The sequence below is a fragment of the Chitinophagales bacterium genome, assembly GCA_040877935.1.
Classification (GTDB): Bacteria; Bacteroidota; Bacteroidia; order Chitinophagales; family CAIOSU01; genus JBBDNB01.
This window is the reverse complement of sequence record JBBDNB010000023.1, coordinates 88,474-108,369: the sequence shown is the minus strand read 5'-3', so window position 1 is coordinate 108,369 and position 19,896 is coordinate 88,474. Positions and strand designations below refer to the sequence as shown.

The 19,896-nt window shown below is 39.1% G+C and carries 18 protein-coding genes, 1 tRNA gene and 1 pseudogene; 9 read left to right on the top strand and 11 right to left on the bottom strand.

Annotated elements, in window-relative coordinates:
- Positions 1–57: 57 nt before the first annotated feature.
- Positions 58–855 (bottom strand): hypothetical protein, encoded by a 798-nt coding sequence (locus WD048_06085; GenBank protein MEX0811765.1) that lies wholly within the window; start codon positions 853–855, stop codon positions 58–60.
- 238 nt (positions 856–1,093) lie between these two features.
- Between WD048_06085 and WD048_06080 the strand changes: the two genes are divergently transcribed.
- Together WD048_06080 and WD048_06075 are read left to right on the top strand one after the other, a co-directional pair.
- Positions 1,094–1,546, top strand: coding sequence for a hypothetical protein (locus WD048_06080; protein MEX0811764.1), 453 nt, complete (start codon positions 1,094–1,096; stop codon positions 1,544–1,546).
- 106 nt (positions 1,547–1,652) lie between these two features.
- Entirely contained in the window at positions 1,653–2,129 is a 477-nt protein-coding gene (locus tag WD048_06075) for a hypothetical protein (GenBank protein MEX0811763.1), read from the top strand.
- A 56-nt stretch (positions 2,130–2,185) separates the two neighbouring features.
- Here WD048_06075 and WD048_06070 read toward each other — a convergent pair whose 3' ends face one another.
- The 5 genes and pseudogenes from WD048_06070 to rplU form a co-directional block, all read right to left on the bottom strand.
- Entirely contained in the window at positions 2,186–2,911 is a 726-nt protein-coding gene (locus tag WD048_06070; GenBank protein ID MEX0811762.1) for a hypothetical protein, read from the bottom strand.
- A 41-nt stretch (positions 2,912–2,952) separates the two neighbouring features.
- Complete coding sequence (locus WD048_06065) at positions 2,953–4,977, bottom strand: hypothetical protein (GenBank protein ID MEX0811761.1); 2,025 nt, start codon at positions 4,975–4,977, stop codon at positions 2,953–2,955.
- A 321-nt stretch (positions 4,978–5,298) separates the two neighbouring features.
- Positions 5,299–6,207, bottom strand: a complete 909-nt coding sequence (locus WD048_06060; protein ID MEX0811760.1) for a WYL domain-containing protein — start codon at positions 6,205–6,207, stop codon at positions 5,299–5,301.
- Between the two features lie 751 nt (positions 6,208–6,958).
- Positions 6,959–7,204, bottom strand: a pseudogene (rpmA, locus tag WD048_06055) (50S ribosomal protein L27).
- 27 nt (positions 7,205–7,231) lie between these two features.
- Positions 7,232–7,540 (bottom strand): 50S ribosomal protein L21, encoded by a 309-nt coding sequence (gene rplU / locus WD048_06050; protein ID MEX0811759.1) that lies wholly within the window; start codon positions 7,538–7,540, stop codon positions 7,232–7,234.
- A gap of 167 nt (positions 7,541–7,707) precedes the next feature.
- Here rplU and WD048_06045 point away from each other — a divergent pair, with 167 nt between their 5' ends.
- The 3 genes from WD048_06045 (at position 7,708) to WD048_06035 (ending at position 11,472) form a co-directional block, all read left to right on the top strand.
- A complete protein-coding gene (locus WD048_06045) occupies positions 7,708–9,201 on the top strand; it encodes a GH3 auxin-responsive promoter family protein (protein ID MEX0811758.1) in 1,494 nt (497 codons plus the stop codon).
- 136 nt (positions 9,202–9,337) lie between these two features.
- Complete coding sequence (rseP, locus tag WD048_06040; protein MEX0811757.1) at positions 9,338–10,654, top strand: RIP metalloprotease RseP; 1,317 nt, start codon at positions 9,338–9,340, stop codon at positions 10,652–10,654.
- Between the two features lie 11 nt (positions 10,655–10,665).
- Positions 10,666–11,472, top strand: coding sequence for a hypothetical protein (locus WD048_06035; GenBank protein ID MEX0811756.1), 807 nt, complete (start codon positions 10,666–10,668; stop codon positions 11,470–11,472).
- A gap of 110 nt (positions 11,473–11,582) precedes the next feature.
- Here the strand turns inward: WD048_06035 and WD048_06030 are convergent, their stop codons facing one another.
- Complete coding sequence (locus WD048_06030) at positions 11,583–11,708, bottom strand: DUF3800 domain-containing protein (GenBank protein MEX0811755.1); 126 nt, start codon at positions 11,706–11,708, stop codon at positions 11,583–11,585.
- Between the two features lie 123 nt (positions 11,709–11,831).
- On the opposite strand from WD048_06030, the gene WD048_06025 reads away from it, so the two are divergent.
- Positions 11,832–11,915 (top strand) — tRNA-Leu (locus WD048_06025).
- A 152-nt stretch (positions 11,916–12,067) separates the two neighbouring features.
- Here the strand turns inward: WD048_06025 and rsmG are convergent.
- The 3 genes from rsmG to WD048_06010 are packed head-to-tail and all read right to left on the bottom strand — an operon-like array spanning position 12,068 to position 14,403.
- Positions 12,068–12,694: a 16S rRNA (guanine(527)-N(7))-methyltransferase RsmG gene (rsmG, locus tag WD048_06020; GenBank protein ID MEX0811754.1), complete on the bottom strand. Its 627-nt coding sequence runs from the start codon at positions 12,692–12,694 to the stop codon at positions 12,068–12,070.
- Positions 12,695–13,303, bottom strand: coding sequence for a sigma-70 family RNA polymerase sigma factor (locus tag WD048_06015; GenBank protein MEX0811753.1), 609 nt, complete (start codon positions 13,301–13,303; stop codon positions 12,695–12,697).
- Positions 13,297–14,403: a glycosyltransferase gene (locus tag WD048_06010; GenBank protein MEX0811752.1), complete on the bottom strand. Its 1,107-nt coding sequence runs from the start codon at positions 14,401–14,403 to the stop codon at positions 13,297–13,299. Before WD048_06010 ends, WD048_06015 begins: the two co-directional genes overlap by 7 nt.
- A gap of 36 nt (positions 14,404–14,439) precedes the next feature.
- Between WD048_06010 and tgt the strand changes: the two genes are divergently transcribed.
- Together tgt and WD048_06000 are read left to right on the top strand one after the other, a co-directional pair.
- Positions 14,440–15,570, top strand: a complete 1,131-nt coding sequence (gene tgt / locus WD048_06005; protein ID MEX0811751.1) for a tRNA guanosine(34) transglycosylase Tgt — start codon at positions 14,440–14,442, stop codon at positions 15,568–15,570.
- Position 15,571: 1 nt separating this feature from the next.
- Positions 15,572–16,651, top strand: coding sequence for an LptF/LptG family permease (locus WD048_06000; GenBank protein ID MEX0811750.1), 1,080 nt, complete (start codon positions 15,572–15,574; stop codon positions 16,649–16,651).
- 43 nt (positions 16,652–16,694) lie between these two features.
- Here the strand turns inward: WD048_06000 and WD048_05995 are convergent, their stop codons facing one another.
- Positions 16,695–19,118, bottom strand: coding sequence for a thiamine pyrophosphate-dependent enzyme (locus WD048_05995; protein ID MEX0811749.1), 2,424 nt, complete (start codon positions 19,116–19,118; stop codon positions 16,695–16,697).
- 208 nt (positions 19,119–19,326) lie between these two features.
- Here WD048_05995 and WD048_05990 point away from each other — a divergent pair, with 208 nt between their 5' ends.
- Positions 19,327–19,761, top strand: coding sequence for a DUF1573 domain-containing protein (locus tag WD048_05990; GenBank protein ID MEX0811748.1), 435 nt, complete (start codon positions 19,327–19,329; stop codon positions 19,759–19,761).
- Positions 19,762–19,896: the final 135 nt, after the last annotated feature.

Genomic DNA, 19,896 nt, shown 5'->3' with positions numbered 1-19,896 from the left:
TTTTCTTGATGAAGTGAATGACTTTAAGTCGTCCAGTGTGATCCTAGGAAATAAATCTCACAATAACTCAATATGCTTATCAAAAACCTCACACAGCCCATCAAGTTTTTCCGTGAACCACTGAAAATGTTGGGATTGTTTAGAATGTTCTCTTGGGTCTTGCGGATCAGAGTCGAGCTTATAAAGACTTTCTAAACAAAGCTGAATAGTCCTTCTTTTTTTTCCTTTTCTCTTGTCCCAGGCTACATCAAATCTGGCTTCCTTAAGTTGCTTGTCCAGCTTTCTAAACTTAGCATGAACGGCATTTATCCGGTTATCATTTTCTAAGCGGCTTTCTATAACTATATTAATTATTAATTGCTCCTGATGGCCATATTGACAACACAATTCAAAGTAAACACGGAACTCTGATTTAACAGCATCCTTGAACTTTATATTGGTTACTTCATTGTACCATTGATTCCTTGAGCCGGTTTTATATTTTCCATAGTTATCGAACGCTCTCCAATAAGCTTTCATACCGGCCACACTTGGATTTCGATGTGACACCTTTGCTTTATTCTCTCTATTGACCACCCCTCTGGTCAACATCCCAAGTTCATCAGATTTCAAATCCCGAAATTCCACATCACTCAGTTGCGTAATTTGATGAATACTTGATAAGGGAATTGCCTCCATATCTTCTGTTTTATCAGAATACCCAACTAAAATATACTCTCCTTGTATAAAAAACGTAGCATAAGGATGAAAAATATGGTTTTCTTTCTTCTCATTCTCCAATATTCTAATGAGCAGAATAACTTCTTTGTTCTCAATTACATCTGTACATTTCGATAAAATATTTTTCTTGGACATCGTTTTTTATTTGTTTAGGATAAAATTATGAGTTCTATTCTTAAAAAACTCAAATTTTATAATTTTTGTCTTACTCAAACAGCATTATTACCGATAGTCAATAACTCAAATCAATAATTAATCCATGAAAAACAATGTAGCCATCAGGATATTCATTTTTTGATTTTATGAGTATTATGTATTTTATTAGAATATTGAGATAAAAAGATTACCTTTGTCCCTCATCAAAACTTAAATCATGCCAATTACAAATAGAACCACCAACTTACATCAGCCTTATAAGCCACACAAAAACCGTGAGGAAAAGCTCAATGACTTATATCTTTTAGCTGAAACTTTATTAAAATCCAATGTTAGCATTCGACTGAAGAAGAAGTTTTTTCGTCACGTTATTTGGGAGATAACTGCTGTTGATGGCACATATAAGACAAGATACCGCTCAGCAGCAGTGCTTGGTGAAAATGAAGTACCCATAAATCACGAACATGTTTGGCCGGTGAAGTCTATAACATCTGAAATCCTTAGCAACCCGGATCAGATGAGAAGGATTTTAGAGGAAAAAGCAGTTGCCTGCATCGTTTCCAGAGAAGAACATAATTGTTTACGAGATGATATAGAAGGATGGGAAAGATACAGCAAAGCTAATCTTCGGGTAAAAGATATGCTTACTGGAAACTGGATGATTGGATAGTTGAATTTAAATTATAAAGAGCGGGAACTGCCATTTTCATAAATGCGAGCTCTTATTGCAATGCTAAAGATAGTTTAATCCTCTTAACATAATAAAACCCTATTTAATGAAAACTATGAAACCACAACAAAACAAATCCGGCATACCCTATGGAGTTCTTTGGGGCTTCATTGTCATGTTTGCTTACGTCTGGGCATATTTTGCAGTAGCCTGGCTGCTGTTGCCAAATACAAGTGAACTAAATTTATTCAAGGACTGGCTAATACTGATCTCATCATCGGTAGCTTATCTTCTTTTTGGGCTCGTGGGTTTCGTCTTTGTACTCATGATGGCTTTTTACTTCAGTATTCGTGATCCTGAAATTTATAAAAATCTATCCAAGCATTGGCCGTTAGCACTGGTATTGTTGTGGTTCATCTTTGGCCCTATACCCGGCCCCATTGATGATCTTGTAGTAGCCATTTTATCAACTTGGCTTTATCTCTGGCGCAGGAGAAAATTCTCTGAGGCTATTGAGAATGAAACTTCCAGTGAACGGGTGAACCAAATGATGCAAAACCACTCACAACAGCTAAAGTCATAATATATCAAAGCGCAACTTTTTCTGGCACTGGATGCCAGATACAAATTTTGATTTGGCTATGAATGGGTTTTGCTTATTTTTTCTTTCCAATTTTTAACTACTGTAATAATATCATCTACATAGTTTTGTCTTTTGACCCCTCTTTGTCCTGGATGATATGCATCAATGATTAATTTGTCACCCTTAATATAATAATGAACACTTCTGTAAACTGTATATTCTAAATCATTTAATCCCAAAATGTCTTTGTATAAATGAAGCGTACTACCAGCAATGATAACTTGCGGTTCCAGTAGTTTGATCTGTTCTTCATTAAAGTTCTTTGTTTTTAAAAACTCCTTTTCTATTTCACTATTATAACTTTTTGTACCGTGCATAGCAGGAAGCTTGAGCGCATTTATAAAAGCTACACTTTGTACTGAATAAGTCATTTCAGGCATGTCTCTTATATAGTTCATATCGTCCCATAAAGGAAAGCCATTTTGCAAACTATATGAAACATATACAATGGGATGCCAGGTGGCTTTACTACCGTGGCTTAATATAAATTCTTTAACCCCTTCACCAAGTAACCACTCAAAATCCCAGCCTCCACCTGTACCATTATCGCCATCATATGCTTCTTTGAGCAGCCATAAAATTTTAATCGGTGCTTTCAAGTATTTCTCTGCATATACTACACCATCTAAAATTGGTTTTCTGTTATTGATTTCATCCGTTAATTCAGATTTTATCCTACTATGAATGTCTTCTAATTTTATTTTAAAATCTTTTAAATCCATTTTATGCTCTTTTTATTTTACAAAAAATATTTTAGATAAAGTTAACCTTTATCCTTATTCAAACAAACGCCCTTATACACGCCCGCCCCATTTTCAAAGAGTGATTCGCGTACTTGGGCATTGAGTTTGTTGCGATAAAATTCATTTTCCTGCTCCAGTCCGTCCAAATTTGAAAGGGCATGGGTGTGCAGCATTTTCTTTAAATCTTCTTTTTTAATGCAGGTGTGATTGGCCAGATAATCTGATAGGACCAGTAAGAGCTTTTTCTCTTTTTGCAGCAATTCCATTGCCAGTTTTCTTCCCTGATTGACCATCTCCTTTACCTCTTCTTCCACAGAAGCAATGTTGTGATATACCGATGAGTCGAGTTCATTTACGGCATAGGCAATTGGAAATTGACCAAACCCCTCTTGTTTGTAAAGTGCTATCAACAAGTTGGTGATATTTAGAATATCACTTTTTGCACCCGCTGTAATATATTCTGCTCCAAAGATCAGCTCTTCTGCAAGCAATCCCCCCAAGCTGATGGCAACACGGTTCTGCACCTCGTTTTTAGCCAGGTATTCATTTTTATGTCGGGAATATACAAATCCATCATTGTTTGCATCCGTAGTGACGGAACAAACGATTTCAGGCAGTTTTTTCAACAAAATGGCAGAAAGTATGGCATGGCCGCTTTCATGCACCGCAGTAATGGCCTGAACCTCATCTTTCCTGTTTTTTCTCAATTTGGTCAAATTGAAAATGATCTTATCTCCCTTGGTTTTAATTATTTCATTGTTTGAGAAATAATTGCAGTACAAACTGCCTTCATTTACAAAGAATTGCAATTTTTCTATGTCTTTATCCAATTGCAATAGCTCCATGATAAATTTATTCAGCTTGCTTTTCAGGATGTGGTTGATGGTCGTGAACAGCGGGCGTACGCCTTGAGTGGGATACACGCCTTCGTCATAAATCGTTTTGATCAGGCTTTTATCAAATTCAATTTCCGTACTCAAATAATTGCCCAGTTTTTCTGCGGTTTGCTTGAGTTGGAGCAGTATGATCTGATTGTAAGCAGCACTGTTCAGTGCCGGATAAATGATGTGGATATTTCCCAAACGGGCAATTTGTTCATCACGAAATCTGTTCCTTAAGGCTTGTTTGATCTTTGGTACATTTATTTTCAGGGACAATTCATGAAATTCATCCGCATCAATATCGGCTGAATAATTCCCGCTCATGGTGTATGCCTCATCAATATTTCCCAGCACAAAAATCACGGATTTGGAAAAACTCTTGACCGATGGTTTTTGGGCTATGCGCCATACTTTCTGTAAATAAGCAATGGTCTCGGCAGCATTGAGTTGTTTGAAATGCGCTTCTACTTCACTTCTCAAATGCAGGTTTAATTCATCCCCTGCATATTCAATTATGTCACTGTAATAGTTTTCTGGAAAAAAATGGAATTTTTTATTCGGGCTGTAATCAAAATCCATTTCATGGCAATATTCTTTCTTGCCCCTTGTAACCATAGCGTTCTCTGCTTCCACACCATGTCTTTCAAGGTGCGTTAGTTTTTTAATCATTCTTTCAAAAGACCAGAGACCACTATTCCAATCAATATAGCGGACTTTGCCCGAATCGATCAACTCCCAAACCATTCTGTTTTTATCCTCCTGGACTTCTTTTCGCGTTTCCCCTTCCAAAGTGCGCGTATGCTGGAACTCATCCAATGCAATGATCAGTGGCATATCCTCCTTGTTTTCACATAAATCTGCGAGTGCATGTCTAAAAGACAAGGCATAGTCTTTTACCCCAAGGTCAAATCGATAATAATAATCATCATAATCCAGCAGCTCGGCCAGTCGGTTGATCAGGGAGGTTTTCCCAGTGCCCGTCAATCCCCAAAGATTAATGACAAGCGGCCTTTCCTGCATTTGGTGCAATGTAAACCAACTGCTGATATTGTCAATTACCTCGTCAATAATTTGGTCCAGGCCCACGAATTCCCGTTTGAGTGTTTGGCTGGCATTTTCCAGTATTTTGTTTTTCTCAAAGAAATTCTTTTGTAAGTCAAGCATGTTTTGTCCCATAATTTTATGTTTTGGAACAAAGCTAAAGCAGGGGTTCGCCAAAATGTGTCGGAGAGACCTAAGTTCGGAAATTCTTTATTGCTCAGAATGCCAAAAAATAGTGAGATTCGACTGGACATATTGATGGAATAGCGGGCTATTTCAAGATATTTCCGGGAAGAAGATTGCTGTTTTCTGGCATTTGAAATCCATAAAACGCAATTTGCAGCGTTGCATTTGCTTGGTTTATCCCGATAGACCTTCACAAATGCGCCTTGCCTATTACGTTTTAATGAATTTCTGAGCTTTTAAATAATTATCGAACTCAGGTTAAGAATAATATCCCAAAGCTTCTTTCAATCGATCCCGGATTCTGTCTACCAACCACTGCGGCTCAAGCACTTTCACGTTTTCTCCGTGCATTAAAATTTGCTGCTCCAACTCAAAATTGGGCTTTAGAAACAATTCAATCAGGCATTCATCTTTTGCCTTGTCTTCGCTTACTACTTTCTGGGAATGGTGCAGTTTTAAGGATTTGATGTATTCTGCCTGAAACATGGAAAAGGAAAGTTTTACTGTTTGAATTTTTCTATCGGAATAGATCAAACCGATAATCTCCTCGAATTTTTCCTTTGGATTCAAGGCTTCATCCCTTTCAAACAATTCATCAGTGACTTCAAGTCCATTGATGCGCTCAATACCAAAGCTGCGCAAATCAGAGGTGTCGAATATAGTCCCGATGACATACCATCTGCTTTTGTATTCTTTCAGCAGATAGGGTTTCAAGCTATACTGTTTTGTTTTTTGAGTGTAAAAATTGAAATGCTCAAATTTGATTTTACGCTGCTCTTTGGTGGCACGCAGTAGTTTTTCCAGATTTTCTATTCCTGTGAGCAAACTAGAATCGTCAAAAGAAACATATTGCAGCAGTTCTTTACCATCCTTTAGGCTTTCGGTCAGAAGGCTGGCTACGTTTGAAAGGTTTATGAATTTGTGAAAGGACTTTAGATTTAAGGATGCTTCTTCATCCAAATAATATCCTTTTTTCCATGTGTCATAAATGATTTGAATGCCAAACTCAATCCGAAGTGCTTCCAAATGCCGCTCAAAAGTCCTGTCCGTTAAATTAAAACCTAGCCCATTGAAATATTCCTGTATTTCCCTTTTAGTGGGATAATGTCGGTGTTTCAATTTCTCTAAAATCAATGTGTATTTTTTGATGGTGCCTTGCGTGGACATTTGGAATCGGGTTTAAAGTGATTGGATTAGAATTGCAATTTAAAACTACTAAACATATTCAAAACAAAATCCCCTTGTTTAACCCGGAATATACATTAGGAAATCTATTGCAGCATGAAATCACTACAAAATCAGACACTTCGTTGTTGTTTTCAATTTCACCATAGCGATGCTATGCTAAAATTTCCAAACAGCCTGATTTTATTGTGCTTTCAAGCTTCATGACAAAGTCCCAATGCATAATCCGGGTTTAGATATTTGGGTTTGGATCAGTGCCAAAAACAAAAAACCCGCAATCTCAATGAAAGCGGGTTTTTTTATTGTAATAGTTTAGCAACTATTTATCGTCTTCTTCCTTGTCCTCTTTTTTGTCTTCCTTTTTAGCTTTAGCCTTAGGTTTTTCATCTTTGGCTTTGGTCTCTTTTTTAGGAGCGGCTTTCTTTTCTTCGGCTTTAGGCGCAGCCTTTTTAGCTTTTGCTTTGGGTGCAGCTTTTTTGCTTTCGGGCTTTTCGGCAGCTTCCTTCTTTTCAGTTTTATCAGCAGCTTCTTTCTTAGGAGCAGCCTTCTTTTCAACTTCGGCCTTCTCCTCTTTTTTAGGAGCAGCTTTTTTGCTTTCTTCCTGAGCCTCAGAAGCTTTGGCCTTAGGCTTTGTTTCTGTTTCTTTTCCTTCTACTTCAAGTGCCAGTGCTTCAATAGAAACAGTACCATCGCCTTTTTTGGCTTCCATTACTTTATTGTAAACTTCGCGATCCAGAATATCTACATATTTTTTATTGGATCTTTTGCGAGAAAAATAAACCACTCCATCAGAGGTGGCAAAAAGTGTGTGGTCTTTTCCCAGACCTACATTTTTACCGGGGTGGAATTTGGTACCCCTTTGGCGTACGATGATATTTCCGGATATAGCGCTTTGCCCACCAAACAATTTTACTCCAAGTCGTTTACTTTCTGAATCTCTCCCGTTTCGGGAGCTACCCATTCCTTTCTTATGTGCCATTTTTTCTTAGCTTTTAAATTATTTCAATCAGGCAATTGCTTCAATAGCAATTTTCGTCAAATACTGACGATGGCCATTTTTTCTTTTGTATCCTTTTCTTCTTTTCTTTTTGAAAACAATTACTTTGTCTCCTTTCAGATGCTCAAGGATTTTTGCAGTGACTTTTGAATTCTTCACAACAGGTGTACCTAAGGTAACTTTTCCGCCATCGCTTGTCAGTAAAACAGAATCAAACTCAATCTTATCACCTTCGCTTCCTTCGAGGCGATGCACAAAGATTTCCTGATCTTTTTCTACTTTAAACTGCTGACCTGCTATTTCTACAATTGCATACATGATAGACCTAATTTTACAAATTGAGGGGCAAAGTTAATACTAAGTAATGTTTTAAACAACTGTTTACAACTAAAAAAGATAGAACAAGAATCAGGGATGACCCGATGGCAACTTTCAAAATACTTTACAGAAAAAATATTTTCCTTTGTTTGTGAAAAACAATTCCAATGGCCTGGAAATCTCTTCTTATAAGACCTTATGCCAATTATGTTGCCCGTAATGTGAAACGCTGGTCAGCAAGCGCAGTGGCAGATCAGCAAAAGTGGATGTGCGCTCTGCTCCATCAGGCGCAGAAAACTGATTTTGGAAAAACACATCATTTTAATAAAATCAAAAACCACACTGATTTCAAAAAGAACATTCCACTTCGGAATTATGAAGACTTTCAAAACTGGCTGGACAAGATATTCAAAGGGGAAAAAGATGTGTTGTGGCCAGGACAACCTTTGTATTTTGCCAAAAGCTCGGGCACAACTTCGGGTGCAAAATATATCCCTATCAGCAGGGATTCCATCAATCATCATTTTTTAAGCGCACAGTCTGCTTCATTGTGTTTTATGGCACAAAGCGGAAACTACAATATCATGGATGGAAAAATGATTTTTTTATCCGGCAGTCCTGAGCTGGAGATGCACTATGGCATAAAAACAGGGCGTTTGTCAGGCATTATCAATCATCATATCCCTGGTTACCTGAGCAGAAACCGCCTCCCCTCCCCTGCTGTTAATCGCATTGATGATTGGGAAGAAAAATTAGAAGCCATTGCAAATGAAAGTATTCCGCTTGATTTAAGCCTGATTGGCGGTATCCCCCCCTGGATACAAATGTATTTTGACCTGCTGCAAAAGAAAAGCAAAAAATCAATTGCCGAACTTTTTCCCAATTTAAAATTACTGGTGCATGGAGGCGTCAATTTCAAACCATACCAGAAAAGACTGGAGCAAAGCCTGGGCAGGAAAATCAATATGATTGAAACCTACCCTGCTTCAGAAGCTTTCATTGCTTTCCAGGAAGATTATCTTTCTGAGGGAATGCTGCTAAACACGGATGCCGGAATTTTTTATGAATTTATTCCCCTGGAACAGGTTTTTGAAAAAAACCCAAAACGCCTGTCTTTAGCAGAAGTGGACATAAACCGGCAATATGCAATTGTCATTAGTACAAATGCAGGTTTATGGGCTTATCTATTGGGGGACACCATTCGCTTTGTTTCGCTCAATCCACACAGGATAAAAGTTACGGGCAGGATCAAACATCAGCTTTCGGCTTTTGGCGAACACGTAATTGCCGAAGAAGTAGAAACTGCCATAAAACTCGCTTGTAGCGAATTTGATGTGTTGATGGAAGAGTTCACTGTAGCCCCAGCTATGGGCGATGCGCAAAATCTACCCTGTCATGAATGGGTGATAGCCGTATCAGAAAAACCAAAGAATGAAAAAGCGTTTGCAGCTTATTTAGATGAACAAATGTACCGGCAAAACATTTACTACCAGGATTTGGTTAAGGGAAAAGTAATCCAGCCACTTAAAGTACGTTGGGTGAAAGCCAAAACTTTTCACAATGCCATGAAAAAGATGGGAAAACTCGGAGGCCAAAACAAAGCCCCCCGGCTAATGAACGACAGGTCATTTGTCGATTTACTGATTAAAAATGCACAATAAGGCATACAATTGAGTAAATTCGCCAATCAATTATCCCTGTGCCCCAAATCCTGTACACCTTGAGTTATTGGTGTTTTTAAAGGGGCTTTTACTATGGCTTTAATATTTTAGATTTGACAAGAGAAACCAACAATACATGGAGCAATTAACAATGATAGGACAGCTGCTGCTGGGCCTGGGACTGCTGGTATTTATCCACGAACTTGGACATTACCTTGCAGCGAGGGCCTTTGGAATAAAGGTGGAAAAGTTCTACATCTTTTTTGATTTTGGCGGCCTTAAGCTCTTTTCCAAAAAAATCGGTGACACAGAGTACGGTATTGGCTGGTTTCCACTTGGAGGCTATGTGAAAATAGCCGGAATGATAGACGAATCCATGGACAAAGACCAGATGGACAAAGAACCCGAGCCCTGGGAATTCCGCACAAAACCTGCATGGCAACGATTAATTGTAATGATGGCTGGAATCGTAATGAATGTTTTGCTCGGTATTGTAATTTTCGCTTTTTGGCTCATGCAATTCAAAGGTGGATATATGGAGCCTTCCAAAATAGAAGAAGGCATTTATGCCTATGAAATTGGGCGCGACATCGGCCTGCAAACAGGCGACCAAATTTTAAGTATAGATGATGAACCTGTGCAGCGCGCTGATGATCTGCTTTCTCTCAAAGTGTTTTTCGGAGAAAAGATGTCTGTTCTAAGGAATGGAAAAGAAGTTGAAATTCAAATTCCCGAGAATTTCTTTCAGCGTTTTAATGCCTGTAAAACCTGCTTTATTGGTTTTCACAACCACCCCTTTTATATTGACAGTATAATTCCTGAAGGCGGAGCCAAAGAAGCAGGAATCAAACCAGGAGATGATATCATCAGTTTCAATGATCAACCCATACGCGTATATGGCGATTTGAAAGAAATCCTGAGAAATGCAGCAGGAAAAGAAGCGGAAATAACCTATGTCAGGGACAATGATACCATACAGGCCATGGTTCCTGTCTCTGAGGATGGAAAGCTCGGAGTATTTATCGGTGAAAATGTAGAACATCAGCCTACCAAATACAATCTGGCTGAAGCACTATACTTTGGCACAAAAGACGGTTGGGAAGCCATTTATTTTAATGCTGTGGGTATTGGCAAAATATTTACCGGACAGGTGAGTGCCAGCGAATCAGTACAAAGCCCCATTGGCATTGCTAAAATCTATGGCTCCAAATGGGATTGGGCAAGGTTTTGGAAACTTACCGGACTGATCTCCTTTATACTTGCTTTTATGAATTTTTTACCCATTCCGGCTTTGGATGGCGGGCATGTGGTTTTTATTCTTATTGAAATGATACAGGGAAAACCAGTGAGCGAAGCCGTAATGGAAAAAGCCCAGATGGTGGGCATGGTCATTTTGCTTACGCTTATGGTTTTTGCTTTTGGTAATGATATTTACAAAGGATGGTTTAAATAAATTAATCAACTATGCTACGATCTTTAATTTTCGGCTTTTTGATCTTTTCAGCAATGCTTTTAACAGCAAAAGATCCTTCAGTAATGATTATTCCTTTTAACCCGGATATGTATTTTTCCGATTCTGACCAGGAGTTGGCAAAATACAATAGCAAATCCATTCCCGAGGTGCGAAAAATGTTCCGCTATGGGTTAAGCATCAATATGAATGCACGGATTATGCAGGAATACAGTTCGCGCTCAATGATCAGTGACTCGGCCAAAGATGCCCAAAAAGACCTTGCCGGTATCTACAACAGCATCGGCTATTTTGAAGACAAAGCAAAATCGGTGCAGGTAAAAGAGGAAATGGAAAGCAATGAAAAAGGGCTTGTAGAAAAAACCAAAGGACTATTTTCAAGAAAAAAAGGGGAACAAGAATCTCAAGAGTCCAAACAAGACAATAACATAGGAGATGATTATAAAAAGTTTATTAATGTAAAAATTAAAAATCCTGACCTTCTGCCCTATCTGAGCGATAAATACGGTACTGATGTTTTTGTGTTTATCAACCAGTTTAATTTAAAGACCAATTACGAGCACTGTCTGGATCGTGCAACAAATACTTTTGAACGGGAAGTATTGGTGCATTTCTCAATTTTTGACAAGGAAGGCAATCAGCTGGCAGGTGATGTAGCAACAGTTTATTTCCCTTCCAACAGCAATGACCTGATGGATATTATGCGCAATAATTTCCCGCCCATTTCTGATTTTTTGGCAGCCAATCTGCCTCAAAAAGATGATGGAGTGATGGCCAAAGATTATATGGAGGTGAAATAAATTTTGGGGGTTTGAAACTATATCTATACTTTTGAAGTAATAGTTAATAAATGATATTGGATTGGGGTGTCCCCGGTCGGCAAAGAAGCTTCAAAAGCTTCTTTGTTTTTTTAATTGATTTCATAATGTTTATCCTCAGAAATCAATAAGCCACATAATACGAATACAGGAAACCCAGAGTCAATATTTTTCAAACCGTGATCGCCACTTTCATCCAAGAATAAATAATACCTCATTTCTGGAAGATATTTGATTTTATTTAGGGTGAAAATAATAAAGAGATTACTTGTATAATGGTAAAGAATGAATAATTTTGCATTCCTTTGCTGAAAAGCAATTGTTCTTTAAATAGTGAAAATGCCCAGGTGGCGGAACTGGTAGACGCGCTGGATTCAAAATCCAGTGGTGGCAACATCGTGTGGGTTCGATTCCCACCCTGGGTACTATAATCAGAGTGAGCACTTTGCTCATGCTCACTCTGATTTTCTTTTCTCACACTTGTTTCACAAGGAATTAGAGTAGGTTTCTAAAATGCTTTCATCCTAAGTTCTATATGCTGCTCTTTCAACCAAACTTCACATTGGTAGTGGTTTAATTACATCGCCACATAAACCAATTTCTTCCCTTTGAAATAATCTTCTTTGAAATAATCTGTTATGGGAATTTTGTCGGCTTTTCGGTGAGCGGCTTTTATTTCATGGTAAAGGTCTCCGCCTTTCAGTGCGATCAAACCTTGTGGCAATGCATTTGGAGTAAGGCAGGCATACTTGCCACGGGTCCAACTCAGCAGCTTATCTAAGGGTGCTACTGCCCGTGTAACTACAAAATCGTAGCTGCTTTTTAATTCCTCAGCCCTGGCTTGTTCAGCTTTTGCATTTTTCAGCTCAAGTGCTTCTGCTATATTTTCTACTACAGCTATTTTTTTTCGAACAGAATCTACAAGATGAAATTCCACTTCAGGAAAAAGTATGGCCAGGGGAATGCCGGGAAAACCTCCGCCACAACCGAGGTCTAATATTTTGGTGCCGGGTTTAAACGAAATAAATTTAGCAATACTAAGGGAGTGCAACACATGGTGTAAATAAAGCTGGTCGATATCTTTTCTGGAAACTACATTGATCTTGCTGTTCCAGTCTTTGTAGAGTGGCAGCAATTGCTCAATTTGCTTTTTCTGCAAATCACTTAGATTGGGAAAGTATTTGAAAATAAGAGACGCTTCCATTTAGAAATTGTCCTTATCGGTGTTGATTTGTTTAAAGAGTAATTCTTTGGCGCGGTACAATTGTGCTTTTACAGTACCAAGCGGGAGGTCAAGTTCTTTTGCTATTTCATCATAGGAATATTCTTCATAATAGCGCAATTTGATCAGCTGTTTGTATTTGTCTCCGAGCTTTTCAATATTACCGCGTACCGTAAAAGCCCTTTGCTTGCGCTCCATTTTTTCTTCGGGATTCAGCGCTTCAGATTTAACATCTATACTCATTTCATCACCGTCACCCGAAGTGAAAGTTTTGTCAAGGGAAGTTGTTTCCAATCGCTTTTTTCGGATAAAGTCTATGCTGTTGTTGGTGGCAATTTTATACAGCCAGGTGCTGAATGCGTAGCGCTGGTCGTATTTATGAATATTGTTAAAAGCCTTGCCGAACGATTCTATGGTAATGTCTTCTGCATCATCCCTGTTGTGCACGATTTTAAGCACCATAAAGAAAATAGAGTCTTTATAACGGGCCATTAATTTCTTAAATGCTCCCTGATCGCGATTTTTTACGGCCAGTTTTACCAGTTCTAAATCTTCTTTAGAACGATTTGTCGAAGTATCTTTTTTCACCATCTCCTTACTTGCTTCCCTGAAAGGATTCCCAAGCTAATTAAAAAAAACGATAAGCAAAAATCACCTGCCAGCAGTACTTGCGGGCTGATTCCGAATTTCAGCTTATGATTAATGTAAAACAACAAAATTGCATTGAGCAAAATTGCTGCACCAAAGATATAAAACAACTGATTATTTAGCTCATAAAGTAAAATGACCAAAACAGCACTGGCATAAAACATTATGCATGTTAAATAATATAAACCCAGTAAAGTGCGGCTGCCAAATGTATAAAAAGATCCGGCTCCGGCATGTCTTTGTTTTTGTCTGAAAAAAGATTTCCAGTTATTTTTTGCTTTGGAATAAACCAGACTGCCCTTCTCAAGACAAATGCTGCTGTTGTTTTTGTTTGCCAGTTGATTGACCAGCAAATCATCATCACCGGATATGCTTTTGGCAGTTTTGAAATAAACCTCTGAAAGGTATTTCTTTTTAACCCCTAGGTTTCTGCCAACTGCCATATAGGGTTTTCCGAAAATAGCCGCAGCCCCGTAAAGCATTGCCGTATGAAAGGTTTCAAATCTAATAAAAGCATTGAGCGGCCCGCTTTCCTTTTCATAGGGCGATAAGCCAATTACAAAATCTGTTTTATCATCAAATTGAGCTGCCATTTTTTTAATCCATTGATCGGATTCAGGAAGGCAGTCGGCATCGCAAAGCAATATATTTTCATAAGTTGAAGCTTTGGCTCCTGCAATCAGCGCATTTCTTTTCCCCGGAAAATCTGCGCTCAGGTTTTTTGCGATTTTTAAATTTGGATGATCTGAGAAGTTTTTTAGAAACTCAGCACTCCCATCAGTACAGCGGTCCAACACTATGATCAATTCCCATTGATGGTATTTTTGCTCGAGCCATTTTGCCGTGTTTTTTTCTAAGCATGCAATTTCATTTTTGGCACAAATAACCCAGCTGACAGGCGGGGCAGTATCATTTTCTTTATTTTTGTATGTGAAAAAGACAAAACCAATGAGTATTCTGCATAATAGAAATAATGCAGTGCTGACAATGAAAATATAGCTCAGTATGATCAATTTCAATATGGATTGTCCGTACTTTGCCAAAAGTAAAGCATTTCAGAACCGGAAAGAAACAAGCCATTGAAATTTGAATTAGCGGGAAAGGATACGCAAAGCAAAGCCCGGGCGGGGAAAATTTATACGGAACACGGGGAAATCGAAACACCTATGTTTATGCCGGTTGGAACTGCGGGAACTGTAAAAGGCGTGCATTTTGAGGAATTGGAAAAAGAAATAGAAGCACAAATTATTTTGGGCAATACCTATCATCTTTATTTGCGTCCCGGGTTGGATATCATACAAAAAGCCGGTGGTTTGCATGAGTTCAATTCCTGGAAAAAACCCATTTTGACCGATTCGGGAGGATACCAGGTGTACTCCCTTTCTGGGACGAGAAAAATCAAAGAAGAGGGCGTGAATTTTCGATCGCATATTGATGGTTCCAAGCATTTTTTTACCCCGGAATATGCAATAGATATTCAGCGCGTTATTGGTGCAGATATTATTATGGCTTTTGACGAATGCACACCCTATCCCTGTGAATACAATTACGCCAAAAAATCAATGCACATGACGCATCGCTGGTTGAAAAGATGTATTGACAGGATGAATGAAACGCAACCCAAATATAACTATGAGCAGGAATTGTTTCCTATTGTGCAGGGCAGTACCTATAAAGATTTGCGTTTGCAATCTGCCGAATATATTGCGGCACAGGATTGTTTTGGAAATGCCATTGGTGGGCTTTCTGTGGGAGAACCACATGAGGATATGTATGGAATGACCGAAGTGGTTTGTTCTGTTTTGCCTGAAGAAAAGCCACGTTACTTAATGGGCGTGGGTACTCCTGAAAATATTTTGGAATGTATCGCTTTGGGAATTGATATGTTTGATTGTGTGATGCCTACCCGGAATGGCAGAAATGGTATGTTGTTTACTTCGCAGGGGATTATCAATATCAAGAATAAAAAATGGGAAGCTGATTTTTCGCCTATTGATCCTGAAGGAGAGTGTACCACGAGCAGATTGCATACCAAAGCTTATTTGCGCCATTTGTTCCATGCGCGGGAATTGTTGGGCATGCAAATTGCAAGCCTGAACAATCTGAGTTTTTACCTGCATTTGGTTAAAACAGCAAGAGCCCAGATATTAGAAGGGAATTTCAGTAAATGGAAAGCTGAAGTTTTACCGATTATTTCACAGCGACTGTAAAATGAAGAAATTAGACCTTTTTATCATCAAGAAATTCCTGGGTACTTTTTTCTTCAGTATCCTGCTCTTTACCCTGGTTGCCATCATTATTGACCTCACGGAAAAAATTGATAATTTCTTTGATAAATATATTCCCCTCGATGAAATTGTATTTGATTATTACCTCAATTTCATTCCTTATATAGACGCCTTGCTGGCTCCGCTTTTTATATTTATTTCAGTCATTTTCTTCACATCAAAAATGGCTTCCAATTCTGAGATAGTAGCTATTCTGGGTAGTGGAGTGAGTTTTTACAGGTTGCTGGCTCCTTATATTTTCTCCGCTACCTTACTGGCTACTTTATTATTTTTCACCAATCATTTTATTGTGCCTGAGGCTAATAAAGGGCGCTTGAGTTTTGAATACACTCATATTAGTAGCCATAAGCTGAAACATGTGGGGCATAATATACACATGCAGATTCAAAAAGACACCTACATATATATAGAAAATTACACACCAAAAGACTCTGTAGGTTATAAGTTTACTTATGAAAAAATTAAAAACGGGAAATTAATATATAAGCTGAGAGCAGATAAAATTCAGTGGTCAACTGAAAAGCAGCAATGGGAAATGCGGAATTATTTTGCCCGTAAAATAGATCAAATGGATGAAGAAATTCGCCAGGGCAGGGATTTAGACACTTTGATTGGTTTTTATCCCAAAGATTTTGATGCGCGTACCAGCTTGATGGAGGAAATGAATTCAATTGAACTCAATGAGCATATTGCAGAGCTGAAACAGAAAGGTTCCGACAATACCGAATTCTATCAAATAGAATTTTATCGCAGAACTGCCGATGCTTTTACGGCTATTATCCTCACATTGATCGGCTTTTCCCTGGCATCCAGGAAAATGCGCGGAGGACTTGGGCTGCATATTGTATTGGGTTTTGCGCTGAGCTCTGGTTATATTCTTTTCTCGCGCTTTTCCACTACTTTTTCTACCAATGGCAATCTCGATCCGTTCTGGGGCGTGTGGATTCCCAATATCATTTTTGGGATTTTGGCTATGATACTACTAAGAAAGGCGCCTAAATAATATACTTTTTTAAGACTGGAATTTGAAAAAATATAGACTAAGCTCAATACAGTTTAGGATAAGCCCCGGGATCAAATTCATGCATTAAACTGTAAGCTGTTTCAAAAATATCCTCTGCATTGGGTTTGCAAAAGTAATTTCCATCTGAGGCATAAGCCGAGCGGTGATCTTTGGCACTGATGGCCTTTGGGGCACTGTCGAGGTATAAATAGGCTTTTTGTTTGTCCAAAACCTGCTGCATCATATAAGCAGAAGCTCCGCCCGGTACATCTTCATCCAGGAAAACCACCCGGTTGGTTTTTTTGATGGATTCCAAAATCAATTCGTGTCGATCAAAAGGCAGTAAAGTCTGCACATCAATCAATTCCACACTTATTCCGGCCTGATCTAAAAGTAGTATTGCCTCTTCTGCTACTCTTACACATGAGCCATAAGTCACCAAGCTAATGTCATTGCCCTCGTGCAAAACTTCCGGCACACCCAGTGGAACGGTCATTTCCCCCAGGTTGGAAGGCAGTTTTTCTTTCAGGCGATAACCATTCAGGCATTCAATGAGCAATCCCGGTTCATCAGATTGCAAAAGGGTATTGTACATGCCAGCAGCCTGTGTCATATTTCGCGGCACACAAAAGCGCATTCCACGAATAGCATTCAATATCATTCCAATGGGCGATCCGGTATGCCAAATCCCCTCAAACCGATGACCGCGCGTCCGAACAATCAAAGGTGCTTTTTGCCCGCCTTTGCTGCGGTATTGCAAACAGGCCAAATCATCGGTAAGTGGTTGCAGACCGTAAATTACATAATCCAAATATTGAATCTCCGCAATAGGGCGCAGACCACGCATGGCCATTCCTATGCCCTGCCCGATAATGGTCGCCTCGCGAATGCCGGTATCAGAAACCCGCTCTTCGCCATATTTTTCCTGCAATCCGGCAAAAGCCTGGTTAACTCCGCCAATTTTTCCCAAATCCTCACCAAAGGCAAAAACTCGGGAATCATTTTCCAGCATGGCATCAAAAGCTTTGTTCAATATTTCATAGCCATTTATTTCCGGTGTGTCATCGGCATATTCTGCCGGCACAACGGGCACATCCAGTGCATTTTCATCGCTTTGGCTGTACAGGTGTGAATTGTAGCGTTCGCTGTTTCCCTGTTCCCATTGCTCTTTTTTGAGCAGTAATTTTTCCTTAACCGGATGATCTTCATGTCGCAATGCCCAAATGGCATGTTTTATCGAAAGCAAAGCATCTTTTCGAATGGGATCCATTTGGTTTTTAAGTGTAAGGGCAACCTGGGCTATTTGTTTGTTTCCGGTACTTTCTGCGGCTTCTTTCAGTAATTGTCCTGCTTCATTCACATCTTTTTTAATGGCATTCTGAAAAGATTTCCATGCTGCCTTTTTTGCGTCCAGAGCATCGGCTTTTGCCTTTTTTTCGATTTCATCCAAAGCATCTGCTTTTGCCAGGGCTGAATCAACAATCCATTCGCGCATTTTTTGGATGCAATCATGTTCTGCTTCCCACTCCAGGCGCTCCTTGCTTTTGTAGCGTTCGTGCGATCCACTGGTAGAATGCCCCTGTGGCTGGGTCATTTCTTTAATGTGGAATATAGCTGGTCGGTGACTTTCCCTGACTTTTTCCACGCCTTTCTCATAGGCCTCACAAAGCGAAGCATAGTCCCAGCCATTGACCGTGTATATGTCAATGCCTTCGTTTTTTTTGTCGCTGGCGAAACCTTTGAGCACTTCGCCAATATCGCCTTTGGTGGTTTGGTATTCGTTTGAAACGGATATGCCATAACCATCGTCCCAAATGGAAACTACCATGGGGATTTTGGTTACGCCCGCTGCATTGATGGCTTCCCAAAACAATCCTTCGGAAGTGCTGGCATCGCCAATGGTGCAAAAGCAGACTTCATCGCCATTTCTCGAGAATTTTTCCGCTTCCTTAATTTTCGGGTTTTCTCTGTATTTTTTGGAGGCCATAGCCAAACCAACGGCTCGGGCCATTTGGCTGGCAGTGGGGGAACAATCGGCAGAACTGTTTTTCATATTTACCAAATCCTTCCAATTCCCATTTTCATCCAAACTGCGCGTAGCAAAGTGCGCATTCATTTGTCGTCCGGCAGAAGCGGGCTCTTCCTCTAAATTGGTATTGGCATAAAGCTGGGCGAAAAATTCTTGGGTATTGGTAATTCCGGCCGCAAACATAATGGTTTGGTCGCGGTAGTAGCCCGAGCGGAAATCTCCGGGTTTGAAGTTTTTTGCCAATGCAATTTGCGCCACTTCTTTTCCATCGCCAAAAATACCGAATTTGGCCTTTCCGGTAAGCACTTCTTTTCTGCCCATCAAGCTGGCTTCTCTACTTTCGCAGGACAATTTATAATCTTCCAATACTTGGGCTTTAAATGCTTTATAAGACAATTGATCTTCTTTTGATTGTTCTTTTCCCATAGAAGTGCTCATACAATCTGCTTTAAATTTGCCCTACAAAGATAATAATTTAGGACGGGGGGAGTTTTTGATTTCTATTTTCTTACGCTAAACTTTGATTAACAAGGCTTAACAGTTTGGTGTTAAATTTGGGTATAAATTTACTGCACTTTTAAAGCCTTTACGAAACTCTTTTAACTTGAATTAGTTTCTTATCTTTGAACTATAAAAATAACACGACATGAAAAATTTATTATTACTTATTAGTTTAAGCCTTTTTACCGGCCTTCTTTTTGCACAATCTGAAGGGCCTACAATGGATTTTGAATTCAGTACTTATGATTTTGGTGAGTTGGCAGCAGGAGATGATGCCTCTGTAGAATTTACTTTTACCAACAATGGTACTAAACCTTTGATCATTACCAATGTGAAAGCTTCTTGTGGTTGTACAACCCCATATTGGAGCAAAGAGCCTGTAGCTCCGGGAGAAGAAGGGACTATTAAAGCAAAGTACAATACAGTAGGAAAAAATGGTGGTTTTAATAAACCCATAACTATTACTTCCAATGCTGAGCCAAGTACTACTCGTATTTTCATAAAAGGAAATGTTACACCTGCGAGTCAATCAGATGGTGTTCCTGAGAAAAAACAATCAATCGTTAAGCAGGAAGACTAAGCATTAACGAATTTGAATTTCTATTAAACTCCATGGCGGTACTGAGCTGTGGAGTTTTTTTTTAAGTGAAAAGCTAAAAATTAAGTTTGATTAGAACATGTTTCAATTTTATAATTGACTGTTTTAATTTTCTCA